This is a genomic window from Bradyrhizobium sp. AZCC 1577 (assembly GCF_036924575.1).
Lineage (GTDB): Bacteria > Pseudomonadota > Alphaproteobacteria > Rhizobiales > Xanthobacteraceae > Bradyrhizobium.
This window is the reverse complement of record NZ_JAZHRQ010000001.1, coordinates 4,826,431-4,847,466: the sequence shown is the minus strand read 5'-3', so window position 1 is coordinate 4,847,466 and position 21,036 is coordinate 4,826,431. Positions and strand designations below refer to the sequence as shown.

The 21,036-nt window shown below is 62.0% G+C and carries 26 protein-coding genes and 1 tRNA gene; 12 read left to right on the top strand and 15 right to left on the bottom strand.

All coding sequences use genetic code 11. The annotated features are described in order from the left end of the window. Positions 1-21: 21 nt before the first annotated feature. The gene (locus tag V1278_RS22970; protein WP_334368872.1) at positions 22-1,167 is read right to left on the bottom strand and encodes an OpgC domain-containing protein; all 1,146 of its coding nucleotides are present in this window, start codon (positions 1,165-1,167) and stop codon (positions 22-24) included. 229 nt (positions 1,168-1,396) lie between these two features. Between V1278_RS22970 and V1278_RS22965 the strand changes: the two genes are divergently transcribed. Then, positions 1,397-1,702 (top strand): ETC complex I subunit, encoded by a 306-nt coding sequence (locus tag V1278_RS22965; RefSeq protein WP_334368873.1) that lies wholly within the window; start codon positions 1,397-1,399, stop codon positions 1,700-1,702. A gap of 56 nt (positions 1,703-1,758) precedes the next feature. Here the strand turns inward: V1278_RS22965 and V1278_RS22960 are convergent, their stop codons facing one another. Continuing rightward, positions 1,759-2,256: an Lrp/AsnC family transcriptional regulator gene (locus tag V1278_RS22960; RefSeq protein WP_334368874.1), complete on the bottom strand. Its 498-nt coding sequence runs from the start codon at positions 2,254-2,256 to the stop codon at positions 1,759-1,761. Between the two features lie 7 nt (positions 2,257-2,263). Beyond that, positions 2,264-2,932, bottom strand: coding sequence for a TetR/AcrR family transcriptional regulator (locus V1278_RS22955; RefSeq protein ID WP_334382287.1), 669 nt, complete (start codon positions 2,930-2,932; stop codon positions 2,264-2,266). 184 nt (positions 2,933-3,116) lie between these two features. Between V1278_RS22955 and V1278_RS22950 the strand changes: the two genes are divergently transcribed. The 4 genes from V1278_RS22950 (at position 3,117) to V1278_RS22935 (ending at position 8,924) form a co-directional block, all read left to right on the top strand. Beyond that, positions 3,117-4,289, top strand: a complete 1,173-nt coding sequence (locus tag V1278_RS22950; protein WP_334382286.1) for an isovaleryl-CoA dehydrogenase — start codon at positions 3,117-3,119, stop codon at positions 4,287-4,289. 113 nt (positions 4,290-4,402) lie between these two features. Then, complete coding sequence (locus V1278_RS22945) at positions 4,403-6,007, top strand: carboxyl transferase domain-containing protein (protein ID WP_334382285.1); 1,605 nt, start codon at positions 4,403-4,405, stop codon at positions 6,005-6,007. Between the two features lie 2 nt (positions 6,008-6,009). Then, a complete protein-coding gene (locus V1278_RS22940; protein WP_334382284.1) occupies positions 6,010-8,019 on the top strand; it encodes an acetyl/propionyl/methylcrotonyl-CoA carboxylase subunit alpha in 2,010 nt (669 codons plus the stop codon). Then, positions 8,016-8,924 carry a hydroxymethylglutaryl-CoA lyase gene (locus V1278_RS22935; protein ID WP_334382283.1) on the top strand — a complete coding sequence of 303 codons (909 nt, stop codon included), beginning with the start codon at positions 8,016-8,018 and terminating at the stop codon, positions 8,922-8,924. The genes V1278_RS22940 and V1278_RS22935 overlap by 4 nt, the downstream gene beginning before the upstream one ends. 5 nt (positions 8,925-8,929) lie before the next feature. Here the strand turns inward: V1278_RS22935 and V1278_RS22930 are convergent, their stop codons facing one another. From V1278_RS22930 to V1278_RS22915, 4 genes are all read right to left on the bottom strand, one after another. Continuing rightward, positions 8,930-9,856 carry a dihydrodipicolinate synthase family protein gene (locus tag V1278_RS22930; RefSeq protein WP_334382282.1) on the bottom strand — a complete coding sequence of 309 codons (927 nt, stop codon included), beginning with the start codon at positions 9,854-9,856 and terminating at the stop codon, positions 8,930-8,932. A 76-nt stretch (positions 9,857-9,932) separates the two neighbouring features. Then, on the bottom strand, positions 9,933-10,916 hold the full coding sequence (locus V1278_RS22925; protein ID WP_334382281.1) for a TRAP transporter substrate-binding protein: 984 nt from the start codon (positions 10,914-10,916) through the stop codon (positions 9,933-9,935). Positions 10,917-10,942: 26 nt separating this feature from the next. Next, positions 10,943-12,208, bottom strand: coding sequence for a TRAP transporter large permease (locus V1278_RS22920; protein WP_334382280.1), 1,266 nt, complete (start codon positions 12,206-12,208; stop codon positions 10,943-10,945). Next, entirely contained in the window at positions 12,208-12,807 is a 600-nt protein-coding gene (locus tag V1278_RS22915; protein ID WP_334382279.1) for a TRAP transporter small permease, read from the bottom strand. Before V1278_RS22915 ends, V1278_RS22920 begins: the two co-directional genes overlap by 1 nt. A gap of 194 nt (positions 12,808-13,001) precedes the next feature. Between V1278_RS22915 and V1278_RS22910 the strand changes: the two genes are divergently transcribed. Beyond that, the gene (locus V1278_RS22910) at positions 13,002-13,682 is read left to right on the top strand and encodes a GntR family transcriptional regulator (protein ID WP_334368887.1); all 681 of its coding nucleotides are present in this window, start codon (positions 13,002-13,004) and stop codon (positions 13,680-13,682) included. A 19-nt stretch (positions 13,683-13,701) separates the two neighbouring features. Here V1278_RS22910 and dctP read toward each other — a convergent pair whose 3' ends face one another. Next, on the bottom strand, positions 13,702-14,724 hold the full coding sequence (dctP, locus tag V1278_RS22905) for a TRAP transporter substrate-binding protein DctP (RefSeq protein WP_334382278.1): 1,023 nt from the start codon (positions 14,722-14,724) through the stop codon (positions 13,702-13,704). A gap of 204 nt (positions 14,725-14,928) precedes the next feature. On the opposite strand from dctP, the gene V1278_RS22900 reads away from it, so the two are divergent. Further along, positions 14,929-15,156: a pentapeptide MXKDX repeat protein gene (locus V1278_RS22900; protein WP_057844241.1), complete on the top strand. Its 228-nt coding sequence runs from the start codon at positions 14,929-14,931 to the stop codon at positions 15,154-15,156. A gap of 177 nt (positions 15,157-15,333) precedes the next feature. Here V1278_RS22900 and V1278_RS22895 read toward each other — a convergent pair whose 3' ends face one another. Next, on the bottom strand, positions 15,334-15,687 hold the full coding sequence (locus V1278_RS22895) for a DUF6481 family protein (protein WP_334368889.1): 354 nt from the start codon (positions 15,685-15,687) through the stop codon (positions 15,334-15,336). Between the two features lie 127 nt (positions 15,688-15,814). Between V1278_RS22895 and V1278_RS22890 the strand changes: the two genes are divergently transcribed. Continuing rightward, positions 15,815-15,997 carry a hypothetical protein gene (locus tag V1278_RS22890; RefSeq protein WP_334382277.1) on the top strand — a complete coding sequence of 61 codons (183 nt, stop codon included), beginning with the start codon at positions 15,815-15,817 and terminating at the stop codon, positions 15,995-15,997. A gap of 8 nt (positions 15,998-16,005) precedes the next feature. Here the strand turns inward: V1278_RS22890 and V1278_RS22885 are convergent, their stop codons facing one another. Then, positions 16,006-16,308, bottom strand: a complete 303-nt coding sequence (locus tag V1278_RS22885) for a hypothetical protein (protein ID WP_442893746.1) — start codon at positions 16,306-16,308, stop codon at positions 16,006-16,008. 109 nt (positions 16,309-16,417) lie between these two features. Between V1278_RS22885 and V1278_RS22880 the strand changes: the two genes are divergently transcribed. From V1278_RS22880 to V1278_RS22870, 3 genes are all read left to right on the top strand, one after another. Then, positions 16,418-16,666: a hypothetical protein gene (locus V1278_RS22880; RefSeq protein ID WP_334368893.1), complete on the top strand. Its 249-nt coding sequence runs from the start codon at positions 16,418-16,420 to the stop codon at positions 16,664-16,666. A 44-nt stretch (positions 16,667-16,710) separates the two neighbouring features. Beyond that, on the top strand, positions 16,711-17,013 hold the full coding sequence (locus tag V1278_RS22875) for a hypothetical protein (RefSeq protein ID WP_334382276.1): 303 nt from the start codon (positions 16,711-16,713) through the stop codon (positions 17,011-17,013). Between the two features lie 1,024 nt (positions 17,014-18,037). After that, on the top strand, positions 18,038-18,361 hold the full coding sequence (locus V1278_RS22870; protein WP_334362449.1) for an H-NS histone family protein: 324 nt from the start codon (positions 18,038-18,040) through the stop codon (positions 18,359-18,361). Positions 18,362-18,524: 163 nt separating this feature from the next. On the opposite strand, the gene V1278_RS22865 is transcribed toward V1278_RS22870, so the two are convergent. Together V1278_RS22865 and V1278_RS22860 are read right to left on the bottom strand one after the other, a co-directional pair. Continuing rightward, the gene (locus V1278_RS22865) at positions 18,525-18,824 is read right to left on the bottom strand and encodes a hypothetical protein (RefSeq protein ID WP_334382275.1); all 300 of its coding nucleotides are present in this window, start codon (positions 18,822-18,824) and stop codon (positions 18,525-18,527) included. 311 nt (positions 18,825-19,135) lie between these two features. Continuing rightward, positions 19,136-19,387: a PilZ domain-containing protein gene (locus V1278_RS22860; protein WP_334362450.1), complete on the bottom strand. Its 252-nt coding sequence runs from the start codon at positions 19,385-19,387 to the stop codon at positions 19,136-19,138. 257 nt (positions 19,388-19,644) lie between these two features. Between V1278_RS22860 and V1278_RS22855 the strand changes: the two genes are divergently transcribed. After that, positions 19,645-19,920: a hypothetical protein gene (locus V1278_RS22855; protein WP_334362451.1), complete on the top strand. Its 276-nt coding sequence runs from the start codon at positions 19,645-19,647 to the stop codon at positions 19,918-19,920. 55 nt (positions 19,921-19,975) lie between these two features. Here the strand turns inward: V1278_RS22855 and V1278_RS22850 are convergent, their stop codons facing one another. From V1278_RS22850 to V1278_RS22840, 3 genes are all read right to left on the bottom strand, one after another. After that, entirely contained in the window at positions 19,976-20,248 is a 273-nt protein-coding gene (locus V1278_RS22850) for a DUF3551 domain-containing protein (protein WP_334382274.1), read from the bottom strand. A gap of 98 nt (positions 20,249-20,346) precedes the next feature. Next, complete coding sequence (locus V1278_RS22845; RefSeq protein ID WP_028346177.1) at positions 20,347-20,604, bottom strand: hypothetical protein; 258 nt, start codon at positions 20,602-20,604, stop codon at positions 20,347-20,349. A 113-nt stretch (positions 20,605-20,717) separates the two neighbouring features. After that, positions 20,718-20,794: transfer RNA gene (locus V1278_RS22840), tRNA-Arg, on the bottom strand. Positions 20,795-21,036 lie beyond the last annotated feature (242 nt).

The window sequence follows — 21,036 nt, the reverse complement described above, 5'->3', positions numbered from 1 at the left end:
CGGAGACCAGCCGAGAGCCGCTCAGGCGGCCTTCGGCGCCGCCGGCTTCAGCGGCTTGTCCTGCCGCTTTGACCAGGAAATGTAGTAGGCGACGATGGTCATGATCGCGATGCCGGTCACGCTGACGAAGATCTGCGCGAACAGCGAGCCCGAGCTCATCGACAGTTCGAAATGCCCGACGAACGACAGGAACACGCCGACGCAGAATACGGCGAGCGACTGCTGGCCGCAGACCACCAGCGGATCGAAAATCCTCCACTCCAGCCCCGGCCATTCCTTCGGCACGAAGCGGATGATCAGGATCACGATCGCCACGAAGTGCAGGAAGCGATACGGCGCGAGGTTGGTCTTGTCGTTGGGATTGAACGTCGAATACAGCCACTGCGGGAACATTTCGCCGAAAGTCGGGAATCGGCCGGCCATGGTCATGATCAGGGCGAAGATCAGATAGCCGATGCACAGATACAGCGTGATAGGCGCGTTGATGATCGCGAGGTTGTTGCGGGCGCCGCCTAAGGCGCACCATGCGCCGAATACGAACAGCACCTGCCAGGCGAACGGATTGAAGTACCATGTACCCTGCGGGTAGGCGGGCAGGTTCCAGCCGGTCTGCCGCGACACCAGCCACAGCACGATTGCCGCCACCATGGTCCAGTTGGGCTGGCGCAGCATGATCCATAGCACCGGCGGGAACAGACCCATCAGCACGATGTAGAGCGGCAGCACGTCGAGATTGACCGGCTTGAACTTCAGGAACAGTCCCTGCCGCAGGGTTTCGGTGGCGTTGTCGATCAGGCCGACCACATTGAAGTCGTTGACCAGTTGGGAATCGCCGAAGCGCAGGGCGAGATAGCTGATCGAGGCGATATAGATCACGAACAGGATGATGTGGGCGACATAAAGCTGCCAGACGCGTTTGGTCAGCCGGGTGGCGCCGACAATGAAGCCGCGCTCGAGCATCATCCGGGCATAGACGAATGAGGCGGTATAGCCGGAAATGAAGACGAACAGGTCGGCGGCGTCGCTAAACCCGTAATTGCGGGTGGTGATCCAGTTCACGACATTGTCTGGAATATGGTCCAGATAGATCGCCCAGTTCGCGACTCCGCGAAACAGGTCGAGCCGGAGGTCGCGTCCTTTTTCTGGCAGGGTGGCGTTGATTTTCATGGGTGCCGCTTCGTGATGCTTTCGGGAGGATCGTGCCGCAAGACCGGGTCCTGGGCGCCGGATAGCCCTGGATTGTCACAGTACGGCATAATGACTATACCGGTACGGAAATGGTACAGCCGGATTTCTGGAATCACCGATCAAATTCCTGAAAGGTGTCTCTATACTATCCCGGCCGTTTCCACCAAACGCTTCCATGTCGCATATCGCTTGAGGACCCGACCATCCAATGACCGCCCGCATTTTCAAGCCTGCCAAGAACGCGATGCAATCGGGAAGGGCCAAGACCCAGGAATGGCAACTCGATTACGAGCCCGAGCAGCCGCAGGCGATCGAGCCGCTGATGGGCTGGACCTCATCCTCCGACATGAAGCAGCAGCTCACCTTGCGCTTCGACACCAAGGAAGACGCGATCGCATATTGCGAGCGCAAGGGCATCGCCTACCAGGTGATCGAGCCCAAGGATTCGGTGCGCCGGCCGGCCGCTTACGCCGACAATTTCGCCTTCAAGCGCGTCGAGCCCTGGACCCACTGAGAGAGCCCGGCCGGCACGCTTTCCGGTCGTGCGACGCGAGGGTGTTGCGGCCAGGACTACTGTGCCGGGTCAGATGCCGCCGGACTTGGGGATATCGGCAGCGGCGCATCCTTGGCGACGCCAAGCACCGGGAAGGTTCTGATATTGCGGACCTCGGGCATCGCTGAAAATTGCAGAAGCTGCTGGTGCATGCCCTCGACGTTTCGCGCCACGCATTTGAGCAGATAATCGGCGTCGCCCGAAATGCGCCAGCTCTGCTGGACCAGCGGTATTGCCGCGATCGATTTTTCGAACGCCTGCAACGTCGCCTGAGCCTGGCTCTGCAACTGAATCAATACGTAGGAAATAACCTCATAACCAAGGAGCTTTTCGTCGAGCGTGGCTCGGATAGCACTGACATAGCCGCGCTCGCGCAAGGACCGAACGCGCCGCCGGCACGGAGGCTCCGACAGGCCGACTCTATCAGCCAGCTCATTGTTGCGGATGCGTCCGTCCTTCTGCAACTCGGACAGGATTTTTAGGTCGAATTCGTCGAGGGGTTGACGTTCCGTCATCGGCACCTCATCCGCCCTCCGGCCTGCCGCGAGCCGTGACATCAGGGGAGGGCGCGCGCTTGGTTTGCGCCCGGTCAACCGTCGCGCCAGGAGCGACGCCGGATAGTACCAGCTTCTCATGGGCGGCGACGATCGCCTCCTTGGTGAGCCGCCCGCCGGGCCGGTACCAGGCAGTGAGGCCGGTCAGGAGCGACAGGATCGCAAACGTCGCCACCTGGATGTCAACGACCTCGAACTCGCCTTCCGCGACACCCTCGGTGAGAATTTCCGCAAGCCGCCGCTCATAGGCGCCGCGCAGCGCCACGATCTCCTCGTAGTTCTTCTGCTCCAGGCTTCGCAGCTCGGAATTGGCGATGAAGACCTCGCGCTTCTTGGTCATGTGGTAGCTGACGTGAAAGGCGACGAAGGCGCGGAGCTTGTCGGCCGGCCCCTGTTTCCCCTGCAGGGCGCGATCGAGCTGGCGCAGCAGCTCGTTGATGTGGTCCCGTACCAGCACGAACAGCAATTCCTGCTTGGTCGAGATGTGATTGTAGAGCGAGCCCGACTGGATCCCGACTTCGGCCGCAAGCTGGCGCAGGCTCATCGCCGCGTAGCCGTGCTCGAAGATCAGGCGCAGCCCGGCTTTGCGGATCGCCTCCATCGTCTTGGGGCCGTGTGAGCCGATCGTCCGCGCCATTTGGCCTCTGAGAGTGGAGGGCGTTCGCCGCCCTTGAAACGAGCAAGCGGCCGTATAATTCTGGCACGAAAAGATAGTAATTTCAATTTTCTGCGGCGTTCATTTGAGCCTCAATATGTCCCACTTGCGAGGATAGTAAAAAAACGTATGATCGTTTAATTCGAAGATATGCAAGGGTGGAACGATGGCCTCAAACAGGGCGCTGCTTCTCAACTTCGACCTCGGCGAGACTGCGGACGCAATTCGCGAGACCGTGCATGCGTTTTCGCAAAACGAAATCGCCCCGCGCGCCGCCGAGATCGACCGCAGCAATCAGTTCCCACGCGATCTCTGGCCCAGGATCGGCGCGCTCGGCCTGCACGGCATCACGGTGGAAGAGGAATATGGCGGCGCCGGTCTCGGTTATCTTGAGCACTGCATCGCACTGGAAGAAATGTCGCGGGCATCCGCCTCCGTCGGCCTGTCCTACGGCGCCCATTCCAACCTCTGCGTCAACCAGATCCGCCGCAACGGCAGTGATGCACAGAAGCGCAAATACCTGCCGAAGCTCATCTCGGGCGAGCATGTCGGCTCGCTCGCGATGTCGGAGCCGGGTGCTGGCTCGGACGTGGTCTCGATGAAGACCCGCGCCGAAAAGAAGGGCGACCGCTTCGTGCTGAACGGCAACAAGATGTGGATCACCAACGGCCCTGAGGCGGACACGCTGGTGGTCTACGCCAAGACTGATCCTAACGCCGGCCCGCGCGGCATCACCGCCTTCCTCATCGAAAAGGGCATGAAGGGCTTTTCCACGGCGCAGAAACTCGACAAGCTCGGCATGCGCGGCTCCGACACCTGCGAACTGCTGTTTGAGGATTGCGAGGTGCCGGAAGAGAATGTGCTCAGCGAGGTCGGCCGTGGCGCCAATGTGTTGATGAGCGGCCTCGACTATGAGCGCGCGGTGCTGGCGGCGGGGCCGATCGGCATCATGCAGGCCTGCATGGACGTGGTGCTGCCCTACGTGCACGAGCGCAAGCAGTTCGGTGAGCCGATCGGCAGCTTCCAGCTGGTGCAGGGCAAGATAGCCGACATGTACACCACGATGAACGCCTCGCGCGCCTACGTGTACGCCGTGGCAAAAGCCTGCGACCGCGGCGAGACCACGCGCGAGGACGCCGCCGGTGCGATCCTCTACGCCGCGGAGAAGGCGACGCAATGCGCGCTCGACGCCATCCAGCTCCTCGGCGGCAACGGCTATATCAACGACTACCCGACCGGGCGGCTGTTGCGCGACGCCAAACTCTACGAGATTGGCGCCGGCACCAGCGAAATCCGCCGCATGCTGATCGGCCGGGAGCTGTTCGAAAAGACGGCTTGAACTTCACATCGAGGCAAAGATGATACAGGCTGTCATATCTTCCTCGAACGTTACGTTCCGGCCGTCCTGAAGCCGTTCCAACGGCTCCCTCGCATCCAAAGAAAACGCCGATCATGCCGCTTCATTCCACCATCGATCCTGCATCCTCCGAGTTTGCCCGCAATGCCGATGTGATGCGGGGTCTCGTGGCCGAACTGCGCGAGAAGCTCAAGGTGGTCGCCGGCGGTGGCGGCGAGGTGTCGCGTAAGCGGCATACATCGAGGGGCAAGATGCTGGCGCGCGAACGCGTCGACCTGCTGGTCGATCCCGGCACGGCGTTTCTCGAACTATCGCCGCTCGCAGCCCACGGGCTCTATGGCGGCGACGTCCATTCTGCGAGCGTCATTACCGGGGTGGGACGTATTTCGGGCCGTGAATGCGTGATCGTCGCCAACGACGCCACCATCAAGGGCGGCACCTACTATCCGATGACGGTGAAGAAGCATCTGCGCGCGCAGGATATCGCGCGCCAGAACAATTTGCCCTGCGTCTACATGGTCGATTCCGGCGGCGCCTTCCTGCCGATGCAAGACGAGATCTTTCCGGACGAGCGGCATTTCGGCCGCATCTTCTACAACCAGGCGCAGATGTCCTCGCAGGGCATCCCGCAGATCGCGATCGTGATGGGCTCGTGCACCGCGGGCGGCGCCTATGTGCCGGCGATGTCGGACGAGAGCATCATCGTGCGCAATCAGGGCACCATCTTCCTCGGCGGTCCGCCGTTGGTGAAGGCCGCGACCGGCGAGGTGGTATCCGCCGAAGAGCTCGGCGGCGCCGACGTGCATTCCCGCCACTCCGGCGTCACCGATCACTATGCGCAGAATGATGCACATGCGATCGGAATCGCCCGGCGCATCGTCGCCATGCTGAAGCCGCCGACGCGCGCGGTGCTGAACATGCGCGAGCCGCGGGAGCCGCTGTTTCCCGCCGAGGAAATCTACGGCGTCGTCCCCGCCGACGGCAGAAAACCGTTCGACGTGCACGATATCATCGCGCGGATCGTCGACGGCTCGGAGTTCGACGAGTTCAAGAAGCTCTACGGCGCGACGCTGATTTGCGGCTTCGCCCATATCTGGGGTTATCCGGTCGGCATCATCGCCAACAATGGCATCCTGTTCAGCGAGAGTTCGCTGAAGGGCGCGCACTTCATCGAGCTGTGCTGCCAGCGCAATATTCCACTGGTGTTTTTGCAGAACATCACCGGCTTCATGGTGGGCAAGAAATACGAGGCCGGTGGCATCGCGCGCGATGGCGCCAAGCTGGTGACGGCGGTCGCGACCGCCGGCGTGCCGAAATTCACTGTCGTGATCGGCGGCTCCTATGGCGCCGGAAATTACGGCATGTCTGGCCGCGCCTATTCTCCGCGTTTCCTCTGGATGTGGCCAAACGCGCGTATTTCGGTAATGGGCGGTGAACAGGCCTCCATGGTGCTGAGCCAGGTCCGCCGCGACAATATCGAGGCGAAGGGCGAAAGCTGGTCGGCCGAGGAAGAGGACAAGTTCCGCGCACCGATCCGTGCCCAGTATGAAAGCCAGGGCAATCCCTATTACGCCACCGCGCGGCTGTGGGATGATGGCGTGATCGATCCCGCCGACACCCGCCTGGTGCTGGGCCTTGGGCTGTCCGCCGCGGCCAACGCGCCGATTGAACCCACGAAATTCGGCCTGTTCAGGATGTGATGATGGACCGCTCGAAACTTTACCGGCGTTTTCGCACCCTCCTGATCGCCAACCGCGGCGAGATTGCCTGCCGTGTGATCCGTTCCGCCCGCGCCATGGGCCTGCGCACTGTCGCCGTCTACTCCGAGGCCGACCGCGACGCCATGCACGTCGCCATGGCCGACGAGGCCGTGCTGCTTGGACCGGCCCGGGCGCGAGACAGCTATCTCAACGTCGAGCGCGTGATCGAAGCGGCGCGCCAGACCGGCGCCGAGGCGGTGCATCCCGGCTACGGTTTTCTGTCTGAAAATGCCGAATTCGCGCAGGCCTGCCTGAATGCCGGGCTGGTGTTCGTGGGCCCCACGGCCGAGATGATGACGGCGATGGGCTCGAAGTCCGGCTCGAAAGCGCTGATGGAAAAGGCTGGCGTGCCATTGGTGCCCGGCTATCACGGCGAGGCCCAGGACGAGGCGACGCTTGCGAAGGCCGCCGAGAAGATCGGATTCCCCGTGCTGGTCAAGGCTTCCGCCGGCGGCGGTGGGCGGGGCATGCGCGTGGTCAATTCGGCCGGCGAGCTTGCGGCGGCGATCGTCAGCGCCAAACGCGAAGCGAAGGCTGCGTTCGGCGACGATCGCATGCTGATCGAGAAATTCGTGCAAAACCCCCGGCACATCGAGGTGCAGATCATCGGCGACAGCCACGGCAATCTGCTCTCGCTCTGGGAGCGCGAATGCACGCTGCAGCGGCGGCACCAGAAGGTGATCGAGGAGGCGCCGTCGCCGACGCTGGACGCCAAGCAACGCGAAACAGTCTGCGCGGCTGCGCGCAAGGCGGCTGCCGCGGTCAATTATGTCGGCGCCGGCACCATCGAATTCGTCTCCGACGGCAAGGAGGTGTTCTTCATCGAAATGAACACCCGCCTGCAGGTCGAGCATCCCGTGACCGAACTCATCACCGGCGTCGACCTCGTCGAATGGCAGTTGCGGGTGGCGTTCGGCGAAACGCTGCCGTTGGCGCAGAACGAGATCAAGCTGAACGGACACGCCATCGAGGCGCGGGTCTATGCCGAGAATCCGCAGAAGAATTTTATGCCGTCGGTCGGTCGGATCAGGACCTGGCGCACGCCTGAGGCGGTCGACGGCCTGCGGATCGATGCAGGCTACCGCAGCGGCGATGCGGTGTCGCCATACTACGATGCCATGCTTGCCAAGGTCATCGCATGGGCGCCGACCCGGCAGGCGGCGATCGAGCGGCTGAACCGTGGGCTGGAAGAGACCGACGTCCGCGGCATCGTCACCAACATTGCGTTCCTGTCCGCGCTGGTGACGCACCCGCAGGTGCGCGCCAATACCATCGACACCGGCTTCATCGAGCGCGAACTGAAGAAGCTGACGGAATCGTCGGGAACGGCAGGGGACCTCGAGCTTTGTGCCGCGGTAGCGGCAATTGTTGTCGATGAGCAGAACGCCGCGCGAAAGCAAGCGCATTCACCCTGGCAGACGTTTGGCTGGATGCCGGTCGGCCAGCGAAAGCGGGTGTTCTCCTTCCGTCAGGGGCAGGGCACCGAACACGGGGTGACGCTGCACTATGGCAATGGTGCATCGAAACTGACCATCGGCAAGCATGAGTTCGTTTTCGCGACGTCGCCCGCGGAAGAAGGCAGCTTCGATCTGACGATCGAGGGCATAAAATCGCGCGTCACGGCCGTGATCGAAGGCCACGAGCTTTACCTCCGCACCCGGAACGGCCGCTTCGATCTGCATTGGGTCGATCCGTTCGGCGGCGAGACGGAGGAACTGGTCGGCGAGGACAAGATCGTGGCGCCGCTGCCGGGGACCGTGGTGGCACTGCTGGCCGAGGAAGGCGCGACGCTCGAGAAGGGCGCGGCGATCCTGACGCTGGAAGTCATGAAGATGGAGCAGACCCTGCGTGCGCCGTTTGCGGGCGTGTTGAAGAAAATCAGGTGCAAGGTCGGCGATATCGTCGGCGAAGGCGTCGAGCTCGCCGAAATCGAACCGGCGGCTGTGTCATGAGCGAAGGCGTTCACATTGTCGAGGTCGGCCCGCGCGACGGGCTGCAGAACGAGAAGACGCCGATCAGCGTCGCCGACCGGATCGCGTTCATTGAGGCATTGATCGGCGCGGGCCTCCACACCGTCGAGGTCGGCGCCTTCGTCTCTCCAAAGGCGATCCCGCAGATGGTCGGATCGGCCGAGGTGTTGCGGGGCGTCAACCACCATACGAATTGCGAACTGCCGGTATTGGTGCCGAACGAGAAGGGCTACGAGGCTTCTCAGGCCGCCGGCGCCAAACTGATCGCGGTATTCGCTGCGGCGTCGGAAAGCTTTTCCCGCGCCAACATCAATTGTTCGATCGCGGAATCGATCGAACGCTTCAAGCCGGTGCTCGCCCGCGCGAGGGCCGATGGCGTCCGGGTGCGCGGCTACATCTCCACTGTGCTCGGCTGTCCCTATGAGGGCGAGATCAAGCCGCAGGCGGTGGTCGATGTCGCAAAGGTGTTGTGGGATCTCGGCTGTTACGAAATCTCGCTCGGCGACACCATCGGCGTCGGCACGCCCTCGAAGGCGCGGCAGCTATTGCGCGCGGTCGCCGGCCATGTGCCGATGGCCAATCTGGCGATGCATTTCCACGATACCTATGGCCAGGCACTCGCCAATCTCTACGCCGGGATGGAAGAGGGCTGCCGCGTGATCGACTCCGCCGCCGGCGGTCTTGGCGGATGTCCCTACGCCCCCGGCGCGACGGGAAATGTCGCAACCGAGGATGTGGTCTACATGCTCGAAGGCATAGGCATTGCGACCGGCGTCGATATGGCAAAGCTGGTCGCTGCAACCAATGTCGTCAGTGGGCTGATCGGCCGCCCGCCGGTCAGCCGCGTTGCTGCGGCGCTGAACGCGAAGGCGCGGGCCGCCAAGTAGGCCGCTTACGCGGCCTTTAGGCCGACGTTCGGCAGCACCGGCCGGTTCTTGAGCGCTTTCGCCATCATCGCTTCGACCTCTGCTTTCTCGTGCGGCAGCAGCGCCAGCCGCGGCGGACGGGTCAGCGCGGTGCCGCGGCCCATGATGTGCTCGCAAAGCTTGATGCACTGGACGAGGTCCGGACGGGCATCGAGGTGCAATAGCGGCATGAACCATTCGTACAGCGGCATCGCCTCGGCATAGCGCCCCGCCTTGGCGAGGCGGAACAAGGTCTCGCCCTCGCGCGGGAAAGCGTTCGACATGCCGGAGACCCAGCCGACCGCGCCCATGGCGACGCTCTCGACGATGACGTCGTCGAGGCCAGCAAACAGGACGAAACGGTCACCAACCATGTTGCGGGTGTCGATGAAGCGCCGTGTGTCGCCGGAGGAGTCCTTGAAGCAGACGACGGTCTCGACGTCGGCGAGCGAGGCCAGAATGTCCGGCGTGACGTCGTTCTTGTAGATCGGCGGATTGTTGTAGAGCATCACCGGCAGGTCGGTCGCCGTGGCGACCGCGCGGAAATGTGCGGCAGTCTCGTGCGGTTTGGACGAATAGACCAGCGCCGGCATCACCATCACGCCGTCGATGCCGACGCGCGCCGCTTCCTTGGCGGTTTCGACGGCGAAGGCGGTCGTGAACTCGGCGATGCCGCACAGCACGGGCACGCGACCCGCTGCGACGGATTTCGCGGCTTCCATGATCGCGACCTTCTCCTTGCGCTCCAGCGAAGTGTTCTCGCCGACGGATCCGCAGACGATCAATCCGGAAACGCCGTCGCGGATCAGGCCGTCCATGACCTTGGCGGTCGCATCGATATTGAGCGACAGGTCGTCATTGAATTGCGTGGTGACCGCCGGGAAGACGCCTTCCCAGGAAATGCGTGGGCTCATTTGTTTAGCTCCATTGGAATTGTTGCGGCGGACTGATGAATCCGCCGGGCTTTGGCTTGAAAACGATGGGATGGGATCAGAGCGTCGCGCCGACTTTGCGCAACTCGGCAAGGACCGGGGCCTTGGGCAGCCAGACCTTGTCGAATTCGGCAATGACCGCTTCGGTATCCCCGGCCGGGACCTGACGGATCGGGATCGGCGCGTTCTTAAAGTTCTCGATCAGCTTGGGCTCATTGCCGGCCAATTCATCGATCTGCGCATCGAGCGTCGATTTGACGGTCTTGGTGATCAGCTCGCGGTCGGCCGCCGGCAGCGATTGCCAGACGCGGCCGGAGACGATCGCTGCCATCGGCATGAAGACGGCATTCATCTGCAGGATGACTTTCGACACCTTGTCGAAGCGCTGGTTCCAGGAGAACTCCAAGTCCGCCTCGAGGCCGTCGACCTGGCCGTTCGCCATGGCGTCAAACACCTGCGGCGTCGGGATCGGCGTCGGCGCCGCGCCCAGAGACGAATAGAAATCGCGATAGACCGGCGTCGGGTTGATGCGCAGCTTCATGCCCTTGATATCGGCCAAGGTCGTCAGGTCCTTCGACGAGAAGATGGCGCGCATGCCGGTGATGCCCCAGCCGAGGCCGATCGTGCCGGTTTCCTGCGGCAGCACCTCGAACAGCTTGATCGCGGCCGGATGGCGAACGAATTTGGCGACCGACGGCGTCGAGCGCACGATGTAGGGCGCGTTGATCGCTGCGATATGCGGCACGCGCGAGCCGAGCTCGGCGGCCTGGATGAAGCCCATGTCGAGCGCGCCGGACTGCAATTGCTGCATCATCGCCGGCTCATTGCCGAGCTGGCCGGAGTGAAACACCGTCATGGTCAGGCGGCCGTTGGTAGCAGCCTTGAGGTCGTCGCCGAGCTTTAAGGCCGCCTTGTTCCAGGAATGACCGTTGGGCGTGATCAGGCCGAGGCGGAATTCCTTGGCTTGCGCCAGCGCCAACGACGGCGCGAACAGCGGCACGGCCGCGCTGGCGGCAAGGAAGCGGCGACGTGAAAGCGACATGACAATGCTCCTTGAGGGGTTTGGACCTACTTGATGAGGACGAGGGAGAGGGAGGGATAGAGCGAGAGCAGCACCAGCAGGATGCAGGAGATGCCGAACAGCGGCAGCGTCACGATGAACATCTTGCCGGGCTTGGCGCCGGTTACGGCTGCCGCCACGAAGAAGCAAAGACCGACCGGGGGCGACAGCAATCCAAGCACCAGGTTGATCACCACGACGACGCCGAACTGGCGTGGGTCGATGTGATAGATCTCGGTCGCGACCGGCAGCAGAATCGGCACCGTCATGATCAGGCCGGGAATGCCGTCGATGACCGTACCGATCACCAGCAGGATCACGTTGCAAAGCAGCATGAAGCTGACGGGATCCTTGGCGACCGACTGGATCCATGCGGCGGTCTCCTGCGGCACCTTGCCGAACACCAGCACCCAGGAGAACACGGCGGCCGCCGCGACCAGGAACAGCACGATGGCCGAGTAGACGCCTGCGCGCAGCATCATCTGCGGGAGCTGCGAAAACCTGAACTCCTTGGTCCAGAATTTTCCGACGAGAGCGGCGGCTACCGCGCCGACGGCCGCGGACTCCGTCGCGTTGGCGAGCCCGCCGAGAATGCTGCCGACGATCACGATCGGAATCAGGAGCGTCGGCGATGTCCGCAGGATCGTCGCCAGCCGCTGCCGCGGCGTCTGATAATCGGCCTTGGGATAGTTGTAGACGTATCCCATCAGTGCGATGGCGATGCAGAACATCGCGGTCAGGATCACGCCCGGCACGATGCCGGCAATCAGCATGTCGCTGACCGATACCTGCGCCAGCACGCTGTAGACGACGAACATCACCGAGGGTGGAATGATCGGCCCGAGCATGCCGCCATAGGCGGTCAAGCCGGCCGCGAAGGTCTTGTCGTAGCCCTTCTTTTCCATCTCCGGCACCATGATCTGCGCCATGATCGCGACTTGCGCGGTCGCAGATCCCAGGATGGAGGAGATGAACATGTTGGCAAGGATATTGACGTAGGCCAGCCCGCCCTTCAGCGAGCCGACAAAGGCCATCGCCATGTCGACGATGCGCCGGGTAATGCCGCCGCCGTTCATGATTTCGCCGATCAGGATGAACAGCGGGATCGCGATCAGGCCGTAGCTGTCGACCCCGCCGAAGAGCTGCAGCGGGTAGGATTGATACAGCACCGGATTGCCTGACGCGATGATGAAGACGAGCCCGGCCAGGCAGAGGCAAAGGCCGATCGGTACCCCGACCAACATGATCGCGATGAAGGCGGCTGACGTGATCACTAGTTGACCCCGTCGAGTTCTGAGAGTTGAAAACCCTTCGGCGGCGTCCGTGGCACCAGTTCGAGATCTTCGAGCAGGTTTGCCACGCCGTGAATGGTCATGGAGACCGCGAAGATCGGCAGCGTCAAATAGAGCACCCAGGTCGGCCAGTTCAGCGTTTGGGTGCGCTCGGTGTAGAGGAAGTTGAATGTCTCGGCGGCGAGCTTGCGCGCGTCGAAGCCGGCGCGGGCAAGCCCGATCGGATCCATCCAGAGGAAGCAGGTGATGATCAGCGCCACGCCGAACACGACGACCATGCCGGTCGCGATGACCTTCGCGAACTTCTGATGCCGCGCCGAGAGGCGCTCGGTCATCATGGTGACGGCGAAGTCGAGTCTGAGCCGCGTCATCGCGGAGGCGCCGATGAAGGTCAGCCAGACCACGCAATAGACCGCGGATTCATCGATCCAGTAGATCGGGAAGTGCGAATAGCGGGTGACGACATTCACCAGGATCAGCGCCGTCAGCAGATACATCAGCCCCATCAGGGCGATGCGCTCGAAAGCGAGCAGCAGACTCGAAGCCCTGACGACGATTCCCCGGGCGCTGAACGCTGGCATGTCCGCAATTGCCTGCTCGATCATAAAGAGCCCCGCTGCCCGTCAAGATTTCTCGTGCCATTCGAAATTGTATAATTTATACAATCTTGTCAAATGGAGATTATGGACGCCTCGGCTTTCGCTGCGGCGGACCAGTTCAACGCGAAATGGGGCCGCCTCGATCGGAAAGGCCGGCGATGACGACGGAAGATCAAATGAAAGTCCCTCTGAAGCACCGGACGCTGTCGGCTGCGATCGTCGATCAGCTCAGGCAGTCCATTCTCGACGGGACTTATCCAGCCGGCTCACAACTTCGGCAGGATGCGTTGGGCGAGGCATACGGCGTCAGCCGCATTCCAGTGCGCGAAGCGCTGTTTCAGCTCGAGGCGGAGGGGCTGGTGCGCATCGTCCCGCAAAAAGGCGCGATCGTATCGGAACTGTCGCTGGACGAAATCAACGACGTGTTCGATCTTCGCGGAATCATGGAGCCGCGGCTCTTGGCGCAGTCGGCGCCGCACTTTGCGGAACAAGACTTTGCCGCGCTGGACGACATCCAGAAGCGCTTCGAGAAAGCGATCAAGGCGCGCAACGTCAGCGAATGGGGGCAGCTCAACGCTGACTTCCACATGGCACTATATGTTCACGCCCGGCAGCCGCGTACCAAGGCGATCGTCGTGGCGCTCTTGCAGACCAGCGACCGCTACACGCGTCTGCAACTCTCCAATACCAAGGCGATGGGCACGGCCGAAAAGGAGCACGCTCACCTGATCGAGCTGTGCCGGGCGAAAGAGATCGACCAGGCCTGCCGGTTTCTGCAGCAGCATATCGAGGCTGTCAGAACCGACCTGCTGCAGGTGGTGGGCGGCGGCTCAATCGTGGCGCGCGCGGGGCGTTGATCCGGAAGCGGACCATGCATCATGCGGGGACGTCGCTGGCGAGCTTCAGCAGATTGGCCGACATCGCCGACTTGGCGGTGTAGTCCTTCCAGGCGGTATCGCGCGCGATGTCGCGCCACTTGCTGACGGTCGCGACATCGAGCGTGCTGACCTTGGCGCCGGACTTCTCATAGACCTTGGCGACCTCGATATCGTCGTCCTGCGCGCCCTTGCGGCCGAACGCTTCCAGTTCGCTGCCGACCGTCAGGATGATGTCCTGCTGCTTCTTGGGTAGCTTGTCGAAGATTGCCTTCGACATCATCAATGGCTCCAGCATGAACCAATAGGAGGCGCCGGCGCCCGAGGTCAGCGATTTGGCGACCTCCGCGAGGCGGAACGAGATCAGGCTGGTGGAGGAGGTGATTCCGGCATCGCAGGCGCCGCTCTGCATTGCGGCGTAGATTTCGTTCGATGGCATCGACAGGACCGAGGCACCCGCGGTCTTAAGCACCACATCCATTTCACGCGAGCCGCCGCGCACTTTCAGCCCCTTGGCGTCGTCAGGTGCAACGATCGGTCGAGAGCGGCTGGCGACGCCGCCGGCCTGCCAGACCCATGTGAGAAGGATAATGCCCTTGTCGGCGAGGAAGTCGGTCAGCGCCTTGCCGACCGGCGCGTTCTTCCAGCGCAGACCCTGGTCGTAGGTTGCGACCAGGCCCGGCATCAGGCCGATATTGGTTTCCGGCAGCTCGCCTCCGGCATACGGCATCGGGTAGAGGCTGATATCGAGAGCGCCCTTGCGCATTGCCGAGAACTGCGCGTTGGTCTTGACCAGCGAGGAGTTCGGATAGACATCGGCTGCGATCTCGCCGTCGCTGCGTTTGGCGACTTCGGCGGCGAAGGTGCGGCACAGCCGGTCGCGGAAGTCGCCCTTGTCGATGGTGCCGCCCGGAAACTGATGCGAGATCTTCAGCGTGGTGGCCGCATGGGCCGTGCCGGTGCCGAAACGAAGCACGGCGGGCGCGGCGAGTGCAGATGCGATGACATGGCGGCGCGTGAGCATGGTTTGTTTCCTGCAAACGGTTCTTGGATCGGCAATCCGGACCGGCTTCAGCCCCATATTAACTGAATGTGTTCGCTTCAACTAACCGTGAGAATTGCGGAACTTTGGGACGTGGCCGGTAACAAAACCGGTCGCGCCATCGTCGTTGGAGAAGCGGCAGACGTCGCTTTCGAGAAGCCAACCCAAACCAAGGACCACCATCCCATGACCACCACCACGACCCGTATCGGCCTCGGCCTTTCTGCCGCGCTTGTTTCGCTCGGCCTCGCGTTCGCGCCAGCCGCCTTCGCTCAGGACAAGATGGGCAAGGGCGACGGCATGAAGAAGGAGTCCATGTCCAAGGACGGCATGAAGAAAGAGGACGGTATGATGAAGAAGGAAGGCATGAAGCACGACGGCATGAAAAAAGAAGACGGCATGAAGAAGAACTGAGCCGCACCATCATTCCGGGGCGATGCGCGGCATCGAACTATGATGCGCGATTGCGCATCTGAGAATCTCGAGATGCCCAGGTGCGCAATTCCGCACCTGGGATCTGGCGCTTGCGCACGATCCCGGAATGAAGGGGCTGCATCTGTCGCCGGCAAGAAACGGCGATCAGCATCGTGCCTATTTCTTCTTGCCCTTGGTCTTGCGCGCGGCGTAACGCGCGTCGCGCTTGGCCTTTTGCTCAGCCTCCAGCGCCGCCAGCCTGGCGGCCTCTTCTTCCTTCTCGCGGGCTAACCTGGCGGCCTCCGCCGCGGCGGCCTCGGCCTCGCGACGTTTCTGTTCGGCCTTTTCGGCTTCCTTGGCCTCTCTCGCCTTGGCACGGGCGGCGGCGACGGCCTCGCGCTCGGCCTGGCGGCGCTTCACCTCGGGATCGTCGGGTCCCGGCTGGGTGCGAAACTTGTTCAGGATGTTCTGCCGCGCCTGCTGGGCGGCCTTCTGGCGGTCCGCGAAGCTCGGTTCCTTGAATCCACTCATAAAAGAGGCCTTGTCGCTTTCACTCTTGGGGTTGGACGCGCCACGCGCGCGGAATGGGGACTAGGTAAGTGAACCCGAGGCAAAATACCAGCGTCGAAAAGGGTCGGGTAAAGCAGGGGAGGCTTGCGTGAGCAGCAAATGGTCCAAACTGATCCTGATAAGCGGGATTACGTCAGCTTGGCTGCTCCACGAGATGGCAACGGCGACCGAAGCCCCAAGGCAGGCGCTGGCGATCCTTCAATATGGCCTTCTCGCCTGTGCGCTGATCGGGGTGGTCGGCTCGCTGGTGATGCTCGCTTCGGAGAAGTGATCGCTCTTCTAGATATTATCGCGACGACCCCCAGGTCCAAGGACGCGCGCAACCGTCATAGCGGTCATCGCTACGCGGTCCGCGATCCGCTGCGCCTCGAGCCTGTCGCGGGCCTTTTCCCTGATCATGATTTCGATCAGCTCGAGCCGTTTGGTCTCGTCGACCGCTTCCGCCAGCAATTGCTTGTAGCGATGGTAGTCGTAGCTCGCTTCCTGCTCGTCCATCGCACGCCCCGCACACGCGCTCGCCCCGAGGGCAATGTCGATCAAGCGTTGTGCGCGCGCAACGGATTTGCGCCAGTTATACCCCATTTCCGCGTCCATCGGGGCTCGCGCACAAATCCGTGTAGTGTGAAGCCGTTCACAGGCACCGCGGTGGAGTGATCTTATGCTCCGCGCTTTCGAAACAGGAGCGACCGCCATGCCGCACAATTGGTGGACCCGCAAGAACCTCGTTCTCGCCGCCGCCATCGTCTCACTGGCCTGCGCCATCGGTTTCTTTGCGCCTGGTCTGTCCAAACCGGAGCCGGTCTTGAGCGCAGCGCTTGGTCCGGACTGGCAGTGCAGCCGGCTCGCGTTCGTTTTTACGACCTGCAGCCGGGTCAAGCATAGCCGGTCCATGCCCGTTCGCCTCGCCAAAATCCCGGTGTGCGGACGTGTGCGGACGTAATAGGATCAGCCTGGAAACGGAGCGGGCCCGAACTGGAGCTTTCCATGCAAAAGCCATGTCGTCTTGTGCTGGCCGCGTCGGCGGCGGCACTCGTACTCCTGCCGGCCGTCGCGCTGGCGCAGGGCGCGCCGGATGGCGGCACTGCGGCAACGGCAACGCCGTCCCCCGCCGCGCCGGAAGCCGCCGCGGCCGAAAAGGAGAAGGCGGCGCCGAAGAAAAAGAAACCGGCCAAGATGACGCGGCAGCAGGAGATCGACCGTTCGATCGACCGCGGCACGGTGCCCGCTCGTTACCGGAGCTCGGTGCCGAAAGAGTATCATCAGTATATTCCGTTCGATAAGCGGTAGAGGCGGGCGAATGGCTGCGCCTGGCGTAGCTCGCTTAGAGCGGGACGGAATGCAGTGTCGGCAGCCCGGATATTGCATGCGATCCGCGCTACCGCGTTTTGCTGATCAATTTGTCACACAGAACCGTGCGGCGCCCGCTCACCGTACTCGTACGGATTGGCTGTGCACGTAACGCCGATCTATAACGCCCTCGCTTGCAGCGGGGGGCAGGGCGCTCGTTCATCACGACGCGCGCTACCACTGGAGGCCACGAGGCCCGGACTCCTAGGCACTCCGGGCCTCGTCTACTCCTGACCGCGAGCCGCCGCTTACCTCGCTTCATCGGCGCCATCACATCGCAAAACCAAAAGCGCGCCACGCGCTCGTCGGCATGCGCACAGTGGCTCACTGATCCGTCCGGACCCCCTCAACCCAGCAGCCGGTAGATGATGCTGGTCGATGCACCGGCCAGGCAGAACGCCAGCGCCATACACACCAGCGCCTCGTCGCGATCGAATTCGGGTGGTGGCGGACTCAAGGGGGCCTCGCGCTCGGCCGTTCATTCATGAGACCGGGGAAACGTGTCGAGAGCGTTGCGTTTCCTCACGCCAGGCTATTTCGTGGTCGTTTGCGGCCGGTTCGGTTCCGCGGCAAAAGCTCAGTGCCTGATCGGCGATTTGCGTTCCGATAAAATCGTTATGATTCAATGGCTTTTTAAAGTTCCCTTAAATCATAAATGAGTTCCTGTTCAGGCCGCACCGCCGCGCGGCCCGAATAGCCGGGTGCCGCTCCTATCACCTACCCCAGGGAGACGCGCGCTCGGCTATTATGGGCGATGGTCGCCGCCGGCGCTTCCTTAATGATTGCGGGCGAAGAAAATTTGGCGCAGCTTCTTGGTGCATCTTCGAGCGGATTCCGTTATGGTTGTGTGTCACGATGCCAAGGGATGGAACTTTTCTGCCCGAGGGAGGTTCTAAATCAGCCCTATTCTACTCATGTTTTGCAACCAACGATGATAGTCATCGAATCATGATTGGGGACGGTCGTGAACCGGAAAGCCTTAAAATCAATGTCCACGGATGAGCTGTGGGCACTCCACGAAGAAGTAACCGCCAGGCTTGCAACGACTCTGCTTGCAGAGAAGCGCCTCCTTGAAGATCGCCTGAAGCAGCTCAAGGGCGTGGTCGAAGCTGAGCGCACGAAATCATCGACAGGGCGGCGTCCATATCCGACGGTCGTTCCGAAATTCCGGAATCCCGATCGGCCGTCCGAGACGTGGGCAGGCCGAGGGAAGACGCCTCGCTGGCTCGCTGCAAAACTGAAATCCGGCAAGCGGATCGATGATTTCCGAATTAGGAATGTAGCCTAGCTAGGCAGGTCTACGGTCGTTCGGTGGCGGCGTGGCTTGCACTTCGCCTGCGAGCGCGAGTTCTCGTTCGATTTGGAAATGCGGGCTTGAAGCGTCTTCATGCTCTCCGGCGCCATCTGCGTGACGTTGACCTGGGTTCAGATGCCGGCGTCACGGTCTCCCTTCAGCTTTGCTTTCTTTCAGCTTGCTTGGCGGGGATCTTGGCGGGGATCCTGGGGGGCTCCGCATCGAGCGTCGTTTCAATACTCGTCTCGAAGGCTCTGACAATTCCCATGCGCGCGAACAGCATGGGTCCACGATCTTCGGCGGCATCAATAAGCATCTGGATGGCAAGCCGCCATTCCTGACGTTCGCGTTCGGGCTGAGGAAGGGTCCTGATGTAGTCGGCGGCGTCTCGCAGGGTTTGCGCTGGCGGCCCTTTCGGGAGCGGCACAGGCTGAGCGAACGGACGATCCCAAGACATGTTCGACCTCCCGTCACAAACTCGAAACGACCGACCGCAAACGATACGCGAAGGCGGCTCGCCCGTCATTAGCTTGCGTGCCGGTGGAACCGAAGGGATTCGACGCGGAGCCCCGCTGTTAGTTCCATTCTCCAAGGCTGTTTTGTCTCCAAGCCTGTTTTGCCTCCAAGCCTGTCTTGCCTGCTGCGGTCTTGCCTGACAGGACTTCTGGGCTTTGCAGGATGCGCCTAGATGGCGGCTTCGAGCGAGTTGGCGCGTGAACCGCCCGCGTCGGCGCAACGGATGCGGAATGGCGCCTGGTCGCAGATCGATCAGTTTTGAAACGCAACACCGACGAAATCGCCTTGCCGCCAGATTACGCGGCATTCGCGAATGTTGTGAAAATTGTCGAAGGTCAATTCGAAATTTAGGGGCAGCAGGTTGAGGTCGTGGAGTTCAATTCCAGCCCCGGAATTCGTGACATCCTGAACGCGGCAGGTGAAGACACCGCGCCGAGCGTCGAAGAACAGCAACGCGCTTTTCGAAATCGTCGTCCTTGCGACAGATCGGCGGTCGAATTCCATCTCGGCTACCAACGGTTCACGCAGCCATGGCAAGCAGGCTAACGGATTGTCCCAGGGCGGCAATCAGGTTCGGCCTTTTTCGTAAACAATCAATTTTAATGATTGTAGAAAGTCGCGTTTATCGGGCGGAGCGGCGCCGTCACGACGGTAATAGTTGCGGCTTAAGCACAGCTCCGACCGTTCCGTTGGCGGAACTCACAATCGGGCTTGATGCGTCGCTGAAAGCCATGGCCCTCTGACATAGAGAGGGGAATCACATGGCCTTACGTTGGATGTGTGTGCTGGCGCTGTGTCTGGGTACATCAAGCGCCGCATTTGCGAGTGACCAGTCCGGTGTCTTGCGTCGAATTTCGTGTCCGGTCGTGCGTTACTACGTGGCGAAATACAGCGCGCCCGCCGCAGAGCACTGGGCACGGAGCAAGGGCGCGAGCGACGCCGAGATCGAAGCGGCCCGGCGCTGCCTGCAGTCCGACACGACGCGAACGGCTAGGGCACCACGAAGGCCGCTGGCGCTAGGCAGCTACGGCTGGTGAACAGCGGGCGGGAGTGGCGAGGTGCGAGCCACGCCTCATCGAAGCGAGCCGATTCTCAATAGGACTGATACCGCTTCGGGCGCTTGCCGCGCCCGGCATAGTACGGGTTAACGACGCATTGCGCGGAGCGGCCCGATGCCGACGCCTGACACTGCGCCATCGTTCGATAGTGGCACTCGAAATAGTAGTCCACGAAGCCTTGGTAGACCTGCAGGCAAACGGGGTAGCTCGGATCGTAGGTCTGGGCTCGGGCGGGTGCGGGCAGGGCGATCGCCGCGGCCAAAATCGTCAGAGCTATTGCCGTGGCGGGTGCGTGCGGCAGTTTCATCCCAATATCCTCCCAGCCTTCCTCGCAGAATTATCGCGGTCCTCTCCCCACGACAGAACACCAGCGCTCCGAGCTTATTCCAGCAGGCAGCACACTCGTCAGACTTCCCAGTCCTGAAATCCGTACTCGCGATAGATGACGGCGCGATCGGCATGGGGGTTCAGCCGGCACTTGGCCTGGGCGAGATGCAGGTTGATGGTCCCGGGCTGACAATTGGCCGCCAAGAGCTTCCGGATATCGTCCATCTGCTGGCGTGACTGCTGGGTCGGCTCGAGCTGCTCAAGTGCGACCAGCGCCGTCGCCAGCGCTTCCGTGACGACCCATTCGTCGTGGCCGGTGATTCCCTTTTTTGGCATGACGTCCGCATCCTTTGTCAGGGCAACGGAAGCAATCGCTGGCCGGCATCATAAGCCGAGAATCCAACCGAGACGAGAATGAAGTCGAAATTGCGGAAAAGCGCGAAATGGTATGGCGATCCCAGCAGGATTCGAACCTGCAACCCACGGAGTAGAAATCCGTTACTCTATCCAGTTGAGCTATGGGACCGTCGGGGCGGCCTCGCCGCCTTGAGCCTTTCTACCACTGCCAATATGAAAAATCCGCCTTCCCGCCAAGACGGTCGAACCGATTTCCTCAAGAGTGCGACAAAGCCAGACGGCGGGCCGTAGCCTCGGGCCTGCCCCAATATACATGCCTCCCCGCTGACCGTCTGCTACGGGACGGCCGCGACCGTTCGGACTGCCTAAGCCATGCATGCGACCCTTCCGCAAGCCTTCACCACTGCCATC

What these genes read in the sequence shown, in the direction of transcription:
- V1278_RS22850 (WP_334382274.1), bottom strand. Translation starts at nt 20,248, where the DNA reads ATGAAACTGCCGCACGCACCCGCCACGGCAATAGCTCTGACGATTTTG.
- V1278_RS22925 (WP_334382281.1), bottom strand. Translation starts at nt 10,916, where the DNA reads ATGTCGCTTTCACGTCGCCGCTTCCTTGCCGCCAGCGCGGCCGTGCCG.
- V1278_RS22885 (WP_442893746.1), bottom strand. Translation starts at nt 16,308, where the DNA reads ATGGGGTATAACTGGCGCAAATCCGTTGCGCGCGCACAACGCTTGATC.
- V1278_RS22935 (WP_334382283.1), top strand. Translation starts at nt 8,016, where the DNA reads ATGAGCGAAGGCGTTCACATTGTCGAGGTCGGCCCGCGCGACGGGCTG.
- V1278_RS22895 (WP_334368889.1), bottom strand. Translation starts at nt 15,687, where the DNA reads ATGAGTGGATTCAAGGAACCGAGCTTCGCGGACCGCCAGAAGGCCGCC.
- V1278_RS22970 (WP_334368872.1), bottom strand. Translation starts at nt 1,167, where the DNA reads ATGAAAATCAACGCCACCCTGCCAGAAAAAGGACGCGACCTCCGGCTC.
- dctP (WP_334382278.1), bottom strand. Translation starts at nt 14,724, where the DNA reads ATGCTCACGCGCCGCCATGTCATCGCATCTGCACTCGCCGCGCCCGCC.
- V1278_RS22955 (WP_334382287.1), bottom strand. Translation starts at nt 2,932, where the DNA reads ATGGCGCGGACGATCGGCTCACACGGCCCCAAGACGATGGAGGCGATC.
- V1278_RS22960 (WP_334368874.1), bottom strand. Translation starts at nt 2,256, where the DNA reads ATGACGGAACGTCAACCCCTCGACGAATTCGACCTAAAAATCCTGTCC.
- V1278_RS22860 (WP_334362450.1), bottom strand. Translation starts at nt 19,387, where the DNA reads ATGGAATTCGACCGCCGATCTGTCGCAAGGACGACGATTTCGAAAAGC.
- V1278_RS22865 (WP_334382275.1), bottom strand. Translation starts at nt 18,824, where the DNA reads ATGTCTTGGGATCGTCCGTTCGCTCAGCCTGTGCCGCTCCCGAAAGGG.
- V1278_RS22965 (WP_334368873.1), top strand. Translation starts at nt 1,397, where the DNA reads ATGACCGCCCGCATTTTCAAGCCTGCCAAGAACGCGATGCAATCGGGA.
- V1278_RS22855 (WP_334362451.1), top strand. Translation starts at nt 19,645, where the DNA reads ATGGCCTTACGTTGGATGTGTGTGCTGGCGCTGTGTCTGGGTACATCA.
- V1278_RS22930 (WP_334382282.1), bottom strand. Translation starts at nt 9,856, where the DNA reads ATGAGCCCACGCATTTCCTGGGAAGGCGTCTTCCCGGCGGTCACCACG.
- V1278_RS22910 (WP_334368887.1), top strand. Translation starts at nt 13,002, where the DNA reads ATGAAAGTCCCTCTGAAGCACCGGACGCTGTCGGCTGCGATCGTCGAT.
- V1278_RS22875 (WP_334382276.1), top strand. Translation starts at nt 16,711, where the DNA reads ATGCAAAAGCCATGTCGTCTTGTGCTGGCCGCGTCGGCGGCGGCACTC.
- V1278_RS22915 (WP_334382279.1), bottom strand. Translation starts at nt 12,807, where the DNA reads ATGCCAGCGTTCAGCGCCCGGGGAATCGTCGTCAGGGCTTCGAGTCTG.
- V1278_RS22845 (WP_028346177.1), bottom strand. Translation starts at nt 20,604, where the DNA reads ATGCCAAAAAAGGGAATCACCGGCCACGACGAATGGGTCGTCACGGAA.
- V1278_RS22945 (WP_334382285.1), top strand. Translation starts at nt 4,403, where the DNA reads ATGCCGCTTCATTCCACCATCGATCCTGCATCCTCCGAGTTTGCCCGC.
- V1278_RS22950 (WP_334382286.1), top strand. Translation starts at nt 3,117, where the DNA reads ATGGCCTCAAACAGGGCGCTGCTTCTCAACTTCGACCTCGGCGAGACT.
- V1278_RS22940 (WP_334382284.1), top strand. Translation starts at nt 6,010, where the DNA reads ATGGACCGCTCGAAACTTTACCGGCGTTTTCGCACCCTCCTGATCGCC.
- V1278_RS22880 (WP_334368893.1), top strand. Translation starts at nt 16,418, where the DNA reads ATGCCGCACAATTGGTGGACCCGCAAGAACCTCGTTCTCGCCGCCGCC.
- V1278_RS22900 (WP_057844241.1), top strand. Translation starts at nt 14,929, where the DNA reads ATGACCACCACCACGACCCGTATCGGCCTCGGCCTTTCTGCCGCGCTT.